Genomic DNA, 14,628 nt, shown 5'->3' on the forward strand with positions numbered 1-14,628 from the left:
ATCAGATCTCCACCATCTCGAAGTCGGCCTTGGCCACGCCGCACTCCGGACACTCCCAGTCTTCCGGAATGTCTTCCCAGCGGGTGCCGGGGGCGATGCCTTCGGCCGGGTCGCCGGCCGCTTCATCGTAGATGTAGCCGCAGACGATGCACTGATACTTTTTCATGTCGTCTCTCCTGAAATAGTGAATACGGGTTCGTTATCGGGCTCAGGCGTTCACGCGCGCCAGGGCCTCGCGGTAATGGTTGGCGTGGCGCTCTTCCACCTTGGCCAGGGCGGCGAAGCGCTTGGCCGCCTTCTCCAGCACCGCCTTGAACTGTTCGGCGTGCTCCTGCGACTCGGCGATCTGCTCGTCGAATTCGCGCACGGCGTCGGACTGCTGCTCTTCCAGCGCGGTGTGGCGGAAGCTCGGGTACATCTCGGTGTACTCGTAGGTCTCGCCCTCGATGGCCAGCTCCAGGCAGCGCGCCGGGTTCAGGGTCGCCTTGGGGAACAGCAGGTCCATGTGGCCGAAGGCGTGCTGGACTTCCTGCGCGGCGGTGGCCTCGAAGACCTGGGCGCTCTCTTCGTCGCCCATGGCGCGGCAGATGCGGGCGAAGTACATGTACTTGATGTGGGCCATGGATTCGCCGGCAAGCGCGGCTTCCAGGTTGGCGAGGGTCTTGATGTCTTTGGGCTGCATTTCCGGTTCTCCGTCTGTGGGTTGAATCCGCTGGGCGGCGGCACGGAGAGCAGGTTACGGAAACGCGACAAATAGCTCTAATCGTTTGTTGCTATAAAATTGATAGTCAATACCCATTAGCGTAGACCCGATACAGCGCAACGACATCGGGCACGGCAGATCAAAGGCTTGATCCGCAAATGAACGCGAATGAACGCAAATGGGATAAATGATTGCATGGGGACCGAAATCGTCCCATAGCGGCAACGAAACGATTTGCGTTCATTTGCGGACCGAGCCTTGCGACTGGTCCACAATCCAGCGCTCGCCCAGCACCGGCGTCACCGCCTCGCGTACCGCCTGCGCCACGGCGGCAAAGGCCTCGGTGCGGTAGCTGCCGCTGCGGTGGAGCAGGCCGACGCGGCGCGTCGGCACCGGATCGGCGAAGGGGATGTAGCGGATGCTCTTCTCCCTGCCCTGGGCCAGTTGCGGCATCAGGGTGATGCCGATGCCCTCCGCCACCATCTGGCGCACCGTCTCCAGGCTGGTGCCGCGGAAGCCGCTGTATTCGCTCGCCCCGCCCAGCAGGCAGACATCCAGCGCCTGGCCGCGCAGGCAGTGGCCCTCCTCCAGCAGCAGCACCTCCTGGCCATGCAGGTGGTCCAGCCCCGCCGTCTTCACACCGGCGAGGTCGGGATGTCCGGCCGGCACGCTGAGCAGGAAGGGTTCCCGATACAGATCGATCTCTTCGAACTCGTCGGTCTCCACCGGCAGGGCCAGCAGCAGCAGGTCGAGGTCACCGTTGCGCAGCTTGTCCAACAGCACGGCGGTCTGGTGTTCGTGCAGAAACAGCTGCAGGCGCGGGTGACGCTTGTGCAGGCGCGGCACGAACAGCGGCAGCAGATAAGGAGCGATGGTGGGGATCACGCCCAGCTGCAGGCGACCGGCCATGGGGTCGCGGAAGGTGGTGGCGATCTCCTTCACCCCGCGTGCCTCGGTGAGCACGCGCCGCGCCTGTGCCGCCACCAGCCGGCCGGCCTCGGTCATGCGCACCTGGCGGCCACGCTCCACCAGCATCACGCCGAGGTATTCCTCCAGTTTCTTGATCTGGCCGCTCAGGGTCGGCTGGCTGACGAAACAGCGCTCGGCGGCGCGGTGGAAATGCCGCTCCTCGTCCAGGGCCACCAGATATTCCAGGTCACGCAGGTTCATCGCCGCCTCTCCAATAAATAGGTTTCACCTATCAAATCAATATAAACAAACGATTTCAACACCCATTAGCAAATGCTGATACTGCATCCACCCCAAGCAATCAACCCAACCGAGAGGAAACTGCAATGTCCGAGAATACTGAACAGGCTGTCCGCGGCATGCCGCGCATCAACGAACCCGCCCCGGCCTTCGAGGCGAAGACCACCCACGGCGTGAAGAAGCTGGCCGACTACAAGGGCAAGTGGCTGGTGCTGTTCTCCCACCCGGCCGACTTCACCCCGGTGTGCACCACGGAGTTCACCGCCTTCGCCAGGGCGTATCCCGAGTTCCAGAAGCTGAACACCGAGCTGCTCGGCCTGTCCATCGACAGCCACTACGCCCACGTCGCCTGGGTGCGCAACATCAAGGAGAAGTTCGGCATCGACATCCCGTTCCCGATCATTGAGGACCTGTCGATGAAGGTGGCCAACGCCTACGGCATGATTCAGCCGGGGGCCTCCGACACCTCCGCCGTGCGCGCCACCTTCATCATCGACCCCAATGGCATGCTGCGCGCCATGGTGTACTACCCGATGAGCAACGGCCGCTCGATTCCGGAGTTCCTGCGCCTGGTGCAGGCCTTGCAGACCTCCGACGCCCACAAGGTGGCCACGCCGGAAGGCTGGCAGCCCGGGGACAAGGTGATCGTGCCGCCGCCGCAGAGCGTGCAGGAGGCCGAGGAGCGCATGGCCGCCGGCTACGAGTGCACCGACTGGTACTTCTGCAAGAAGGCGCTGTAATACCACGTCTCTGACCAGCACGGGCGAACCGGGAACCCGGTCCGCCCGTGCCGCTTTTTTTGCTGCGACACTGTTACGATGCAGCTCAACCGGACGAACCTCGGTATTGCTCCATGGACTCCCCTCTGCACGGCTACAGCAAACTTTCCTGCACCGAGTGCCGCAACGGCGCCGGGCTCGACTTCGATTTCACCATGGCCTTCCAGCCCATCGTAGATGTGGCGACGGGCTCGGTGTTTGCGCAGGAGGCGCTGGTGCGCGGAATGAATGGCGAGGGCGCCGGCAGCGTGCTGGCGCGGATCACCGATGCCAATCGTTACCGCTTCGATCAGGCCTGCCGTGTCAAGTCGGTGCAGCTGGCCGCGCAGCTCGGTATCACCAGTCACCTCAGCATCAATTTTCTGCCCAATGCGGTGTACCGTCCCGAGCTGTGCATCCGCACCACGCTGGAGGCGGCGGAGACCTATGGCTTCCCTCACGCGCGCATCATCTTCGAGGTCACCGAAGGCGAGCAGATCACCGACCACGCCCATCTGCTGGGCATCTTTACCGAATACAAGCGACTCGGCTTTCTCACCGCCATCGACGACTTCGGCGCCGGCTATTCCGGCCTCAACCTGCTGGCGGAATTCCAGCCCGACATCATCAAGCTGGACATGGCGCTGATCCGCGGCATCGACAGCAACCGCCCGCGCCAGGCCATCGTGCGCGGTATCGCGCAGGTATGTGCGGAACTCGGCATCCGTGTCATCGCCGAGGGAATCGAAACCGCAGAGGAACTGAAACCGCTGCGCGATTTCGGCATCACGCTGTTTCAGGGCTATTACTTTGCACGGCCGCAATTCGAGGGGCTGGCCGCCGTCAAGACGGCCTGACTGTGTCAGCCCTTGGGCACCAGCTGCCAGCCGGTATCGCCCTGCTCGCCGGTAACCTCGCGCTCCTCCAGCCAGAGCAGTTTCTTGTCCTCGCTGAGACGCACCTCGCTGTGCGGCGCGCGGATCACCGTGCCCTGATAGGTCATCTTTTGTACCTTGAGTTCCGGTTTGGCTGCCGTTTCACTCATCCAGTCATGCAGGCGGACAATCTCCGCACGCAGGCGCACCATCTCCTCCTGTGCCGCATTTTGTTTTTCCTGCAACTCCGCCAACGCGGCGGCGGCGGCGTCCTGCGCGGCAAACAGCGCATCAAGCTCCTGCTCGGTGCTCGCCACCTGTTCATGCAGCATCTCCAGCAGGTGTTTTGCCTGACCGTCACCGGCGCTTGCCGCCTGCTCCAGCTCGCGCCTGCGCACCAGAATCTTGTCCTGCACCTGCGCCAGGGCGCCGATGCGCGGTTCCAGTTCCTCACGCTCTTTGCGCCGTGCCGTTATCTCCTCGGCCAGCGCCGCCAGCGCCTGCTCCTGTGCCGCAATCGCCGCCTCGTATTGCTCGATCTGGTGCAGCACGCGCTCGTCCACACCGACAGTGATGTGACAGGGCGGCGAGGAGGGCGAGCCGATCTCCTGCACCACCACGCCGCCCTTGGCCGACACGGTGGAGGCGAGCAGGGTGCAGGTCTCACCGTGAAACACGCCGCTGGTTTCCACGGTCGACTCCACCACCTCGCGCTGCACCAACACGTCCCCCATGGCTTCGACATGGGTAGTGTGCAGATACTTGGCCTTCACCACACCATCGGCGCGGATGCGCGCACCAATCACGCCGCCGGCCACCATCACGTCGCCGCTGGCCTCCACCTCGCCGCCCTCGATCTCCTTGGCCACCAGTTCGCCGCACTTGACACGAAAGCCGTGCTGCACGGTGCCGCTGACGATGACCCGTCCGGCAAAATCCACGTGGCCGGTGTTGTAGCCGAGATTGCCATCGATGCGGTACTCCGGATGCACGGCGATCACGCCCGAGGCGGTCAGCACCGGATGACCGGCCACCTGGGCGAGCACCGCCAGACGGTCCGGTGTCAGCTGCGCACCGTTACCGGCCTGCAGGCGCGCGTCCTTCACCTTCGCCACCTTGAGCACGCGGCCATGTACGTCGCGGCCCGGCACACCGTCCACCGCCGGCTGTTTGCGCGCCAGCACGGCGCCGGCCTCCACCTGCGGAATGTCGCCGCGATCCTTGAAATCGATGGCATCGTCGATCTCGCGGCCGGCCTTGAGCGGATGAAGATCAAACAGATATTCGATGCTGGCATCCTGCCCCGGCCGCGGCGCCAGACCATGGGCCAGCGGCAGGGGCTGGCCAGTGGGTGCCGCAGGGTCGCAGGCCTGCTGCAGCGCCTCTTCATCGATACCGTATTCCACATGGGCCAGATGCAGGGCCTGGCGCAGGTCTTCGACACCCGGCCGCGACACCCCCTCGGTCAGGGTCACATAGGCGGTAAGATGATCGGGGGCAATGCTGATGGCATAACTGCCGGCGGGTGCCGGTTTGCGCGCGGCGGCAGGGATGGGGGGTGCGGCAGGCGCCTCGACCGCTGTGGCGATTTCTCCCTGCGCAGCGGGCGCGGCCGCTGCAACCGGTGCAGCGGCCTTGCCGGCAGCCGCCTCCTGCCGCGCGCGATGCTGCACCTTGAGCAGGATGTCGCGCTGGTCGGCGGTGAGGACGTGTTGGCGTACCAGCATCTCGCCGATCATCACCTCCTTGTGCTCCTTCATGAACAGGATCTTCTGCACCTCCATGGCGGCGTTGACCTGTTCCCAGGTGGCCCAGCCGCGGGCGATGGCAAGGTCACCGAAGCGCTTCTCCGCGATGCGCACCGACTTGAAGCGGCGCACCGTCTCCACGTAGTCGAGCTGGGCGCGGCTGAGCAGCCCCTCCTCCACGAACACCAGGCCGGGGTCGTGCTCGTCGTCCAGCGGCTTCATGGCGCGCGCGGCCAGCGCCGCCTGTACCTGCACCGCGGTGAGCAGGTGCAGGCGCTCGGCCACCTCGCCGATCTCGCGCGTCACCTCCAATGCCTTGCTTTCCATGCGCCTTCCACCCGGGAACCCCTGTGATTACTGCGTCTTATAACAGAAATGCCCCCGCAGCGCCCTTGACCTAAACTTGGCGCACACAGCACGGAGACAGAGTCATGAGCGAAAAGATACGCAAGAGTGAAGCGGAATGGCAGGCACAGCTCACGCCGGCCCAGTATCGGGTGCTGCGCCAGGCGGGCACCGAAATGGCCTTCAGCGGCGCGCTGTACCATCACCAGGAATCCGGCGTGTACCGCTGCGCCGGCTGCGGCGCGCCGCTGTTCCGCTCGGAGCAGAAATACGACTCCGGCAGCGGCTGGCCCAGCTTCTGGGCCCCCATCGACGGCGCCTTGGAGACCCGCACTGACACCGGCCACGGCATGGTGCGGGTGGAGGTGCGCTGCGCGCGTTGCGAAGGCCACCTCGGCCACGTCTTCGAGGATGGCCCGCCACCCACCGGGCTACGCTACTGCATCAACTCCCTGGCCCTGGAATTCACCCCCGAGGAATGAGCAAGGCGGCGTGGACTATAGTTGATAACAGGAGTCGGACAAAGGAGGGTTCATCATGCACAAGCTCATCATGCTGCTGGGCGCGACCCTGCTGTGGGCCGCCGTCCCCGCGCTGGCGGACAACGCCGAGCGCTTCAACGGCTATACCGTGCACTACAACGCCTTCAACGCCAACATGCTCGATGCGCGCGTGGCGCAGACCTACCGGCTGCGGCGCGGCTGCAACGACGGCGTACTGACCGTCGCCCTGCGCAGGGATGACGGCAGCGCGGTAGCGGCGAACGTGCAGGTGAGTGCCGTCACCCTGGTCGGGCAGCACAACACCATCGCCATGCAGGAGGTGAGGGACGGCAGGAGCATCTACTACGTGGGCGGCTTCGCCATCCCCGCCGCGGCGGAGCCGCTGAAGTTTGTCGTACGCCTGCGTGTCGGAGGGGCGGCCGAAGAACAGCGCTTCGAGTTCAGCCGGCAGATGTTCCGCTGTTAGGGATCAGCGCTTTTTCCCCGGGGCGTAGTTGCCGTAGCCGCGGTTGACCAGCCGGCCCTCGCGCACCAGCCGCTCCAGAACCTTGCCCAGATCGGTGCCGCTGTGGCCGCGCGAGCGCAGTTGCTCCTTGAGCAGACTCTCGCTGATGGACTGGCGGCCGGCCATGATCTCCATGATCAGGTCGCCCAGATCATCGGCGGATTCCGCCTTGTCGGTGGCGCGACGGGCCGGTTTCTCGGCTGCCGGCTCGACCTTGGCCGGGGCAACGGCCTTGGCGGACTGGGCGGGGGCCTCACCAGCCGCGATATCCTGCTCCAGCTCCGCCAGATTCTTGTCGATGAGCGCCAGGGCCGCCTGGTGCTTGGTGATGAGCTGTTCGCGCTGCTTCTGCAACGCCTGCATCTCCTTGTCGTTGGCGGCCAGGGCCTGCTCGAACTCGCGCATCAGCTGTTCACGACGTTTGCGCACCTCGCCGATGCGCGCCAGCGCCGCGGCACGTTTGGCGGCCTCTTGCTCCGCCTGCTTTTTCCTGTTGGCCAGTTCGAACAGCTCCTCGGCCGACATCTCCTCGATATTCACCAGCATATGAACAGTCCTTGGTTCCACAGGCCCCGCAGGGCCGTTTGCGTCGGCGCCGATTCTACCTCAGCCGGCGGAGTCGCAGAACGGCACGGCGCCACACTCCGCGGCATTGCTCTTGATCAAGGCGGCAGCGACGCCCTTGCAGATATAGTAGGCGGCAAAACCGTTCCCTGCCCTGTAAACAGACCTCTCCCGGACGATCCGCCTCTGATGATGAAACGGTTCTGGCGCATGGCCGGAGTGCTGGCCGGGCTGCTGAGTGCAGCGCCCGGACACTGCCTGCCGCCGTTGCAGATGTTTGTCGACGTCACCCCGCCGGGCGGGGTGCTGCGGCCACCGCCGGGAACCTATGCCGGTCCGGTGGTGATCCGCCGCCCCATCACCCTGGAAGGGGAGGGCCGCATCACCATCGACGGCGGCGGCCACGGTACGGTGCTCAGCGTCATCACCGACGGTGCCACCGTGCGCGGCCTGCGCCTGACCAACTCCGGCGAGGCCCACGACTCGGTGGATGCCGGCATCCTGGTCGAGGGCAACAACAACCGCGTCGAGGACAACACCATCGATGACAGCCTGTTCGGCATCCACCTGCGTCAGGCGCGCGACAATACCCTGCGCCACAACCGCATCAGCTCCAAACCCTTCGACGTCAACATGCGCGGCGACGGCATCCGCCTGTGGTACAGCAGCGGCAACCTCATCGAGGGCAACACCCTGCGCAACGTGCGCGACATCTTCCTGATCAACTCGCCCGACAACCGCCTCATCGGCAACGACACGCGCCACAGCGGCGTCGGCATCCAGCTGGTCTATGCGCCGGGCAACCTGCTGGAGGACAATACCGTCGAGGCCAACACCACCGGCATCGTGCTGGTCTACTCCGACGACAACACCATCCGCCGCAACCGCCTGCGCCACCTGCGCAGCGCCTCCGGCTCCGCGCTGGCGGTCAAGGAAAGCTCCGGCATCCTGATCGAGGACAACGACATCCTGCACTGCGCCATCGGCATCCTCGCCAACTCGCCGATCCATCCCGAGAACACGCTGGAGCTGAAGGGCAACCGCTTCACCTACAACGACGTCGCCATGTATTTCTACGGCGAGAAGGGCGGCCACACCATCCAGGGCAACCGTTTCGAGCAGAACCTGCAGGACATCGCCGTCACCGCCGCCACCAGTGCCCGCGACAATCACTGGAGCAAGAACTACTGGGACAGGTACGAAGGCTTCGATCGTGACGGCGACGGCATCGGCGATCAGCCGCACGAAATCCATCTCTATTCCGATCGCCTCTGGATGGACCGTCCCATGACCCGCTTCTTCCGCGGCGCGCCGCTGCTCGAACTCATCGACTTCATCGAACAGCTCGCCCCCTTCAGCGAACCCCCGCTGGTGCTGCGCGACCCGACGCCGCGCGTGCGCTGACGCTCCGGTGGATCAGCGCAACAACGGTTCCAGCACCGGCCACACCGTATCGAGCAGCAGCGGCTGCGCCGCCGCGTTGGGATGCAGCTGATCGGCCTGGATCAGCGCCGGGTCGAGGGCGACCTTTTCCATCAGGAACGGCACGAAGGGCAGACGGTGGCGTGCGGCCAGCTCCTGGTAGACAGCCGCAAAACGCTCGGTATACACACGGCCATAGTTGGGCGGGATCTGCATGCCGATGAGCACCACCTTGATCCCGCGCGCCTGGGCCCGCATCACCATCGCATCGAGGTTGTCGCGCATGGCCTTGAGCGATAGCCCGCGCAGGCCGTCATTGGCCCCCAGCTCCAGCAGCAACCAATCGGGCCGGTGCTGGTCCAACACCGCGTCGAGGCGGGCCAGCCCGCCCGCCGTGGTGTCGCCGCTGATGCTGGCATTCACCACGGTATGCTCCAGACCGCGCTGCTCCAGACGCTGCTGCAACAGCGCCACCCAGCCCTCACCGGCCGTGAGGCCATAACCGGCACTGAGGCTGTCGCCCAGCACCAGCACTGTCCCGGCCTGGGCATGACAGGCGACAATGAACAACAGGATTGCCAACAGGAAATTTCGCATCGTGGAATCGATTGTCACTGCCGAACAGGTCGGCAAGCAAGTGGAGGTGGCGGGCGGCACGCTCACCATTCTGCAGGACGTGAGCTTTCGCGTCGGCGCCGGCGAGAGCCTGGCCATCGTCGGCGTGTCCGGCTCGGGCAAGTCCACCCTGCTCGGCCTGCTCGCCGGTCTCGACCTGCCGAGCAGCGGCCGCATCCGGCTGGCCGGCGAAGAACTCAACGCGCTGGACGAGGACGGCCGCGCCCGCCTGCGCGGCCAAAAGGTCGGCTTCGTGTTCCAGACCTTCCAGCTGCTGCCCGGCCTCACCGCGCTGGAGAACGTCATGCTGCCGCTGGAGCTGGCCGGCAACGGCGGCGCGGCCAGCCAGGCCGGCACGCTGCTGGAACGTGTCGGCCTGGGCCAGCGCCTCGACCACTATCCGAGGCAGTTGTCCGGCGGCGAGCAGCAGCGCGTCGCCATCGCCCGCGCCTTCGCCGGCGATCCGGCGCTGCTGTTCGCCGACGAGCCCACCGGCAATCTGGATGCCGCCACCGGGGCGCGCATCATCGACCTGCTGTTCGACCTCAACGCCGAGCGCGGCACCACCCTGATCCTGGTCACCCACGACGACAAGCTGGCCGCCCGCTGTGGCCGCCGCCTGCACCTCGATGCCGGCCGCGTGGTGGCCGATGAGCGCAGGGATTAACGTCATGCTGCACCGACTCAAGCTGGCCTGGCGTCTGCTGCTGCGCGACTGGCGCGCCGGCGAGCTGCGCATCCTGTTCGCCGCCCTGGTGATCGCCGTGGGTGCCACCTCGGCCATCGGCTTCTTCACCGATCGCCTGCAACGGGCCATGGGCAGCCAGTCGGCGGAACTGCTCGGCGCCGATCTGATCCTGCGCGCGCCGCGGCCGGTGAGCGCAGACTGGCTGAGGCGGGCGGAACAGCTGGGACTGCGTCACGGCGAAACGCTGGAGTTTCCCAGCATGGTGCTGCACGGCGACGAAATGCGCCTCGCCGGCATCAAGGCGGTACAGGACGGCTATCCGCTGCGCGGCAGCCTGCGCATCAGCGACGAGCCCTACGGCGCGGAGCGCGACAGCCGCAGCATCCCGCCCCCCGGCGAGGCCTGGGCGGAGGCGCGCCTGCTGCCGCTGCTCGGCATGGCGGTGGGCGAGACCCTCGCCCTCGGCGACATCGAGCTGAAGGTGACGCAGATCGTCGCCTTCGAACCGGGCGCCGGCGGCAACTTCGCCGCCCTGGCGCCGCGCCTGCTGGTCAACCGCGCCGACGTCGAGCGCGCCGGCATCCTCGGCCCCGGCAGCCGCCTCAGCCGCAACTACCTGTTCGCCGGCGAGCTGGCCGCGCTGGAACGTTACAAGCGCTGGCTCACGCCGCAGCTGGAACCCAGCCATCGCCTGGTGGACGTGCGCGAGGACCGCCCCACGGTGGGCGCGGCGCTGGAACGCGCCGAGCGTTATCTCGGTCTCGCCAGCCTCACCGCCGTGCTGCTCGCCGGCGTCGCCATCGCCATGGGCGCGCGCCGCTACAGCGAGCGCCACTTCGACGTCAGCGCCATGCTGCGCTGCCTCGGCGCCAGCCAGCGCGACCTCCTCGCCCTCTACCTGCCGCAACTGCTCCTGCTCGGCCTCATCGCCAGCGGCCTCGGCGTCGCCATCGGCGCCCTGGTGCAGGCCGGGCTGTTCGCCCTGCTGCACGAGCTGCTGCCGGTGCGCCTGCCGCCGCCGGGCTGGCTGCCGGCATTGCTGGGCCTGCTCACCGGGCTGGTGGTGCTGGGGGGCTTTGCCCTGCCGCCGATCCTGCGCCTGCGCCAGGTGCCGGCGCTGCGCGTGCTGCGCCGCGACCTCAACCCCCTGCCGCTGCGCGCCTGGCTGGTGTACGGCGCCGCCGTCGGCGCCATGGCCCTGTTGATGGCGCGCTATACCGGCAGTCCGGCGCTCACCCTCGGCGTGCTGGGCGGCACCGCGGCGGCACTGTTGCTGCTTGGCACCCTCGCCTGGCTGCTGCTGCGTGCCAGCCGCGGCCTGCACCGCCGCGTCGGCGCCGCCTGGCGCTACGGCCTCAACAACCTGTGGCGCCGCCCCTGGTCCAGCGCCGGCCAGATCCTCGCCTTCGGCCTCACGCTGATGGCGATGGCGCTGATCGCCCTGCTGCGCAACGACCTGCTCGACACCTGGCAGGCGCAGCTGCCGGAACGCGCGCCCAACCACTTCGTGGTCAACGTGCTGCCCGACGAGGTGGTGCGTTTCGGCGCCTTTCTGCAACAGCACCACATCGACAGTGCGCAACTCTATCCCCTGGTGCGCGGCCGCCTGGTCACGGTGAACGGCAGGCCGCTGGAAGAGGTGCTGGCGCCGGGCGACGACGGCGGCGGCGCGGTGCACCGCGAGCTGAACCTCACCTGGAGCGACACGCTGCAGGAGGACAACACCATCGTCGCCGGGCGCTGGTGGACGGCGCAGGATCGTGGCCAGCCGCTGGTGTCGCTGGAGGCCAAACTGGCGCAACGGCTCGGTGCCGGGGTGGGTGATGAGCTGCGCTTCAGCTTCGGCAGCGGCAACGAACTGGCCGTGCGCATCGCCAGCCTGCGCACGGTGCAGTGGGACTCCTTCAAGCCCAACTTCTTCGTCATCTTCGCCCCCGGCGTGCTCGACGGCCAGCCGGCCACCTGGATGACCTCGCTGTATGCGGCGCCCGGACAGCGCGCCGCCATGGCGCAGATGGTGCGCGACTTCCCGGCGGTGACGGTGATCGATCTGGAGCGGCTGATGGCGCAGGTGCGCCGCATCATGGAACAGGTGACGCTGGCGGTGGAGTACGTGCTGATCTTCGTGCTGCTGGCGGGCTTTGCCGTGCTCTACGCCACCCTGCAGGCCAGCCTGGACGAGCGCCTGTACGAGGGCGCCCTGCTGCGCACCCTGGGCGCCAGCCGCTACCAGTTGCGCGCCGGCCACCTGGCCGAATACGCCCTGCTCGGCCTGCTCGCCGGCCTGTTCGCCGCCGCCGGCAGCGAGCTCATCGCCTGGCTGCTCTACACGCGGGTGTTCCAGCTCGATTACACCCTGCACTGGACGCTGTGGCTGGCGCTGCCGCCCGTGGGCGCGCTGTTGATTGGCGCCGCCGGCTACTGGGGCACGCGCCATGTGGTGCGGCGCAGCCCGCTGGCGGTGCTGCGGGCGCTGTAGGGGAAACGCCGTCGGGAGATATGAGGCACAAGGTACGAAGACCGTGCGCAGCACACGCCTTCTTCGTATCTCGTGCCTTGTCCCTCGTGCCTGGCGACCGTGCCCGCGCTACGCGGCCCTGGCCGCCGCCAGCGACAGGCGCGGCGCCTCCGGGGTGACGGCGTGGCGCATGGCGAGGGCGTAGATCTGCAGCAGATCCTCCTCGCTCACGTCGATATAGGAATCCAGTTCCGACAGGGCATACACCAGGTCGCTGTGGGCGATGACGCATTTCTCCCCCACCGGGCAGACCACTTCGGGCGTCGGCCGCGCCGGCAGCAGGGCCAGGGGATAGCGGCGCCAGGCGAAGGCATAGTTGACCAGCATCGCCGCCAGCAGCAGCACCACGGCATTGAGCAGCACCGGCTGCAGCAGGAAGCCGTAACCCAGGTCATGGATCGCCGGTCCGCCCACCACCGCGACCAGGGCGGTGGCCCCGCCGGGCGGGTGCAGACAGCGCAGGTAGTACATCACGGCGATGGCCAGCCCCACCGCCAGCGGGGCGGCGAGCAGCGGATCGGCCACCCACTGCGCGCAGGTGACGCCCACCGCCGCCGACAGCAGGTGGCCGCCGAGCAGCGGCCAGGGCTGCGCCAGGCTGCCGTGGGGCACGGCGAACAGCAGCACCGCCGAGGCCCCCATGGAAGCGACCACCAGCGCGGCACCGTGCAGATCCAGCAGATGGCTGCTGACCCCGAGGACCAGCAGCATGCCGGTGAAGCCGCCCAGGGCCGAAACCAGCCGCTCCCGATGGCTGGCCGGGTGATCGTCGCCCTGGCCCAGCCAGGTCATGAAACGTTGCCACATAAATCCGCCCCCATACCGTTCAACCCGTACTCCAGGCACGCGGCCGCTTCATGCCGGCGATCTTGCAGGCCTGCTTCACGTAGCCGTAGGGAAACAGCTTGAACAGGTGGTTCTGCGCCTTGCGGCCATAACCCAGCTCATCGGCGATGAACTTGATGGTGAAGCGGGCATCGGGCGCGATCTGGTGCTCGGCGAAGTAGCCGCGCATGAAGCGGAACACCTGCCAGTGCTCGTCGTTCAGCTCCAGCTGCTCCTGCCAGGCCAGCTGCCGGGCGATATGCTCGTCCCAGGTCTCCGGGTCCACCAGATACCCCTCGTCGTCCGTCGTCACGGCCTGTCCGCTCTTGTCGCTGATCATGATTTGCCCCTCCGTTCCGTTCTGTCGGCGGCGGTCGCCACCTGCCAGGTACGGGATCATGGTATGGGCCGGTCATGCATCGAACAAACGATATTTTTTGTCTGTTAATATTTGAATATCCGATAGATTGGACACCAAACCATGGATATCGAGTTTGCCCGTACCTTTCTCGCCGTGGCCGCCGCCGGCAATTTCGTCGGCGCCGCCAACCGCCTGCACGTCACCCAGTCCACCGTCAGCGCCCGCATCCAGGCGCTGGAGACCCAGCTCGGGGCGCGCCTGTTCCGCCGCGGCCGCAGCGGCGCCGAACTCACCATGGCCGGACAGCGCTTCCTGCGTCATGCCAAGACCCTGGTGCAGACCCTGGAGGCGGCACGCCACGACGTCGGCCTGCCCGCCGGCTTCCAGGGCAGCCTGACCCTCGCCGCCCGCATCGCGCTGTGGGAGGGCTATCTGCCGCGCTGGGCGGAGTGGATGCAGCAGGAGGCGCCGGACATATCCCTGCGCATGGAAACCGGCATGGAGGGGGAGATGATGCAGGGGCTGGTGCAGGGCAGCATCGACATCGCCCTGATGTATACCCCGGAGAGCCGCCCCGGCCTCGGCATCGAACGGCTGTTCGATGAAACCCTGGTGCTGGTGAGCAGCAACCCGGCGCGCGGCTGGCCCGATCCGGGCTATGTGCACATCGACTGGGGACCGGAGTTTCACGCCCAGTTCAGCACCCGCTATCCCGACATCCCGCCGCCTGCCCTCACCGCCAACATCGGCTGGCTGGCGATGCAGTGCCTGTTTCACAGCGGCGGCGCCGCCTTCCTGCCGATCCGCATCGCCCGCCGCTGGCTGCAACAGGAACGCCTGTTCCGCGTCGAGGGCGGTCCGCAGTTCACCCTGCCGGCCTACATGGTCTATCCCACCGATCGTGCCGAAAAGACCCTGGCCACCGCGCTGGACGGCCTGCGCCTGCTGGCAGTGGAGGAACAGCGGCTGGCGCAGTAGGACCGCTGTAG

General features: G+C 66.9%; 16 protein-coding genes. 8 read left to right on the forward strand and 8 right to left on the reverse strand.

Going from position 1 to position 14,628, the window contains the following annotated elements:
• Position 1: 1 nt before the first annotated feature.
• The 3 genes from rd to oxyR all read right to left on the reverse strand — a co-directional run bounded on the left by rd (position 2) and on the right by oxyR (position 1,873).
• A complete protein-coding gene (gene rd, locus EP379_RS15455) occupies positions 2-166 on the reverse strand; it encodes a rubredoxin (protein WP_127478628.1) in 165 nt (54 codons plus the stop codon).
• Positions 167-208: 42 nt separating this feature from the next.
• The gene (locus tag EP379_RS15460; protein ID WP_127478629.1) at positions 209-682 is read right to left on the reverse strand and encodes a rubrerythrin family protein; all 474 of its coding nucleotides are present in this window, start codon (positions 680-682) and stop codon (positions 209-211) included.
• Positions 683-943: 261 nt separating this feature from the next.
• A complete protein-coding gene (oxyR, locus tag EP379_RS15465) occupies positions 944-1,873 on the reverse strand; it encodes a DNA-binding transcriptional regulator OxyR (RefSeq protein WP_127478630.1) in 930 nt (309 codons plus the stop codon).
• Between the two features lie 125 nt (positions 1,874-1,998).
• On the opposite strand from oxyR, the gene EP379_RS15470 reads away from it, so the two are divergent.
• Both EP379_RS15470 and EP379_RS15475 read left to right on the forward strand, forming a co-directional pair.
• Positions 1,999-2,652, forward strand: a complete 654-nt coding sequence (locus EP379_RS15470; RefSeq protein WP_127478631.1) for a peroxiredoxin — start codon at positions 1,999-2,001, stop codon at positions 2,650-2,652.
• A 113-nt stretch (positions 2,653-2,765) separates the two neighbouring features.
• On the forward strand, positions 2,766-3,527 hold the full coding sequence (locus EP379_RS15475) for an EAL domain-containing protein (RefSeq protein WP_127478632.1): 762 nt from the start codon (positions 2,766-2,768) through the stop codon (positions 3,525-3,527).
• Between the two features lie 5 nt (positions 3,528-3,532).
• On the opposite strand, the gene EP379_RS15480 is transcribed toward EP379_RS15475, so the two are convergent.
• Positions 3,533-5,620: a DUF342 domain-containing protein gene (locus EP379_RS15480; protein ID WP_127478633.1), complete on the reverse strand. Its 2,088-nt coding sequence runs from the start codon at positions 5,618-5,620 to the stop codon at positions 3,533-3,535.
• Positions 5,621-5,724: 104 nt separating this feature from the next.
• On the opposite strand from EP379_RS15480, the gene msrB reads away from it, so the two are divergent.
• Complete coding sequence (gene msrB, locus EP379_RS15485; protein ID WP_127478634.1) at positions 5,725-6,120, forward strand: peptide-methionine (R)-S-oxide reductase MsrB; 396 nt, start codon at positions 5,725-5,727, stop codon at positions 6,118-6,120.
• Positions 6,121-6,175: 55 nt separating this feature from the next.
• Complete coding sequence (locus tag EP379_RS15490) at positions 6,176-6,607, forward strand: DUF4426 domain-containing protein (protein ID WP_127478635.1); 432 nt, start codon at positions 6,176-6,178, stop codon at positions 6,605-6,607.
• A 3-nt stretch (positions 6,608-6,610) separates the two neighbouring features.
• On the opposite strand, the gene EP379_RS15495 is transcribed toward EP379_RS15490, so the two are convergent.
• Positions 6,611-7,192 carry a hypothetical protein gene (locus EP379_RS15495; protein WP_127478636.1) on the reverse strand — a complete coding sequence of 194 codons (582 nt, stop codon included), beginning with the start codon at positions 7,190-7,192 and terminating at the stop codon, positions 6,611-6,613.
• A 207-nt stretch (positions 7,193-7,399) separates the two neighbouring features.
• Between EP379_RS15495 and nosD the strand changes: the two genes are divergently transcribed.
• Positions 7,400-8,614 carry a nitrous oxide reductase family maturation protein NosD gene (gene nosD / locus EP379_RS15500; protein ID WP_127478637.1) on the forward strand — a complete coding sequence of 405 codons (1,215 nt, stop codon included), beginning with the start codon at positions 7,400-7,402 and terminating at the stop codon, positions 8,612-8,614.
• 12 nt (positions 8,615-8,626) lie between these two features.
• On the opposite strand, the gene EP379_RS15505 is transcribed toward nosD, so the two are convergent.
• Positions 8,627-9,229 (reverse strand): arylesterase, encoded by a 603-nt coding sequence (locus tag EP379_RS15505; protein ID WP_127478638.1) that lies wholly within the window; start codon positions 9,227-9,229, stop codon positions 8,627-8,629.
• Here EP379_RS15505 and EP379_RS15510 point away from each other — a divergent pair.
• Together EP379_RS15510 and EP379_RS15515 are read left to right on the forward strand one after the other, a co-directional pair.
• On the forward strand, positions 9,195-9,914 hold the full coding sequence (locus tag EP379_RS15510; RefSeq protein WP_127478639.1) for an ABC transporter ATP-binding protein: 720 nt from the start codon (positions 9,195-9,197) through the stop codon (positions 9,912-9,914). The two genes, EP379_RS15505 and EP379_RS15510, sit on opposite strands and share 35 nt — an antisense overlap.
• 4 nt (positions 9,915-9,918) lie before the next feature.
• Positions 9,919-12,414 (forward strand): ABC transporter permease, encoded by a 2,496-nt coding sequence (locus tag EP379_RS15515; protein ID WP_197722816.1) that lies wholly within the window; start codon positions 9,919-9,921, stop codon positions 12,412-12,414.
• 108 nt (positions 12,415-12,522) lie between these two features.
• Here EP379_RS15515 and EP379_RS15520 read toward each other — a convergent pair whose 3' ends face one another.
• Both EP379_RS15520 and EP379_RS15525 read right to left on the reverse strand, forming a co-directional pair.
• The gene (locus tag EP379_RS15520) at positions 12,523-13,260 is read right to left on the reverse strand and encodes an HPP family protein (RefSeq protein WP_197722817.1); all 738 of its coding nucleotides are present in this window, start codon (positions 13,258-13,260) and stop codon (positions 12,523-12,525) included.
• A 19-nt stretch (positions 13,261-13,279) separates the two neighbouring features.
• Positions 13,280-13,618, reverse strand: coding sequence for a TusE/DsrC/DsvC family sulfur relay protein (locus tag EP379_RS15525; protein ID WP_127478640.1), 339 nt, complete (start codon positions 13,616-13,618; stop codon positions 13,280-13,282).
• 141 nt (positions 13,619-13,759) lie between these two features.
• On the opposite strand from EP379_RS15525, the gene EP379_RS15530 reads away from it, so the two are divergent.
• Positions 13,760-14,617, forward strand: coding sequence for a LysR family transcriptional regulator (locus EP379_RS15530; protein WP_127478641.1), 858 nt, complete (start codon positions 13,760-13,762; stop codon positions 14,615-14,617).
• Positions 14,618-14,628: the final 11 nt, after the last annotated feature.

The organism is Sulfurivermis fontis, from assembly GCF_004001245.1.
In the GTDB taxonomy this organism is placed as follows: Bacteria; Pseudomonadota; Gammaproteobacteria; order Thiohalomonadales; family Thiohalomonadaceae; genus Sulfurivermis; species Sulfurivermis fontis.

Coding starts and splice junctions, on each gene's coding strand:
- EP379_RS15510 (WP_127478639.1), top strand. CDS start 9,195: ATGAACAACAGGATTGCCAACAGGAAATTTCGCATCGTGGAATCGATT.
- EP379_RS15530 (WP_127478641.1), top strand. CDS start 13,760: ATGGATATCGAGTTTGCCCGTACCTTTCTCGCCGTGGCCGCCGCCGGC.
- EP379_RS15505 (WP_127478638.1), bottom strand. CDS start 9,229: ATGCGAAATTTCCTGTTGGCAATCCTGTTGTTCATTGTCGCCTGTCAT.
- EP379_RS15470 (WP_127478631.1), top strand. CDS start 1,999: ATGTCCGAGAATACTGAACAGGCTGTCCGCGGCATGCCGCGCATCAAC.
- EP379_RS15515 (WP_197722816.1), top strand. CDS start 9,919: ATGCTGCACCGACTCAAGCTGGCCTGGCGTCTGCTGCTGCGCGACTGG.
- EP379_RS15480 (WP_127478633.1), bottom strand. CDS start 5,620: ATGGAAAGCAAGGCATTGGAGGTGACGCGCGAGATCGGCGAGGTGGCC.
- oxyR (WP_127478630.1), bottom strand. CDS start 1,873: ATGAACCTGCGTGACCTGGAATATCTGGTGGCCCTGGACGAGGAGCGG.
- EP379_RS15490 (WP_127478635.1), top strand. CDS start 6,176: ATGCACAAGCTCATCATGCTGCTGGGCGCGACCCTGCTGTGGGCCGCC.
- rd (WP_127478628.1), bottom strand. CDS start 166: ATGAAAAAGTATCAGTGCATCGTCTGCGGCTACATCTACGATGAAGCG.
- EP379_RS15520 (WP_197722817.1), bottom strand. CDS start 13,260: ATGTGGCAACGTTTCATGACCTGGCTGGGCCAGGGCGACGATCACCCG.
- nosD (WP_127478637.1), top strand. CDS start 7,400: ATGATGAAACGGTTCTGGCGCATGGCCGGAGTGCTGGCCGGGCTGCTG.
- msrB (WP_127478634.1), top strand. CDS start 5,725: ATGAGCGAAAAGATACGCAAGAGTGAAGCGGAATGGCAGGCACAGCTC.
- EP379_RS15495 (WP_127478636.1), bottom strand. CDS start 7,192: ATGCTGGTGAATATCGAGGAGATGTCGGCCGAGGAGCTGTTCGAACTG.
- EP379_RS15475 (WP_127478632.1), top strand. CDS start 2,766: ATGGACTCCCCTCTGCACGGCTACAGCAAACTTTCCTGCACCGAGTGC.
- EP379_RS15525 (WP_127478640.1), bottom strand. CDS start 13,618: ATGATCAGCGACAAGAGCGGACAGGCCGTGACGACGGACGACGAGGGG.
- EP379_RS15460 (WP_127478629.1), bottom strand. CDS start 682: ATGCAGCCCAAAGACATCAAGACCCTCGCCAACCTGGAAGCCGCGCTT.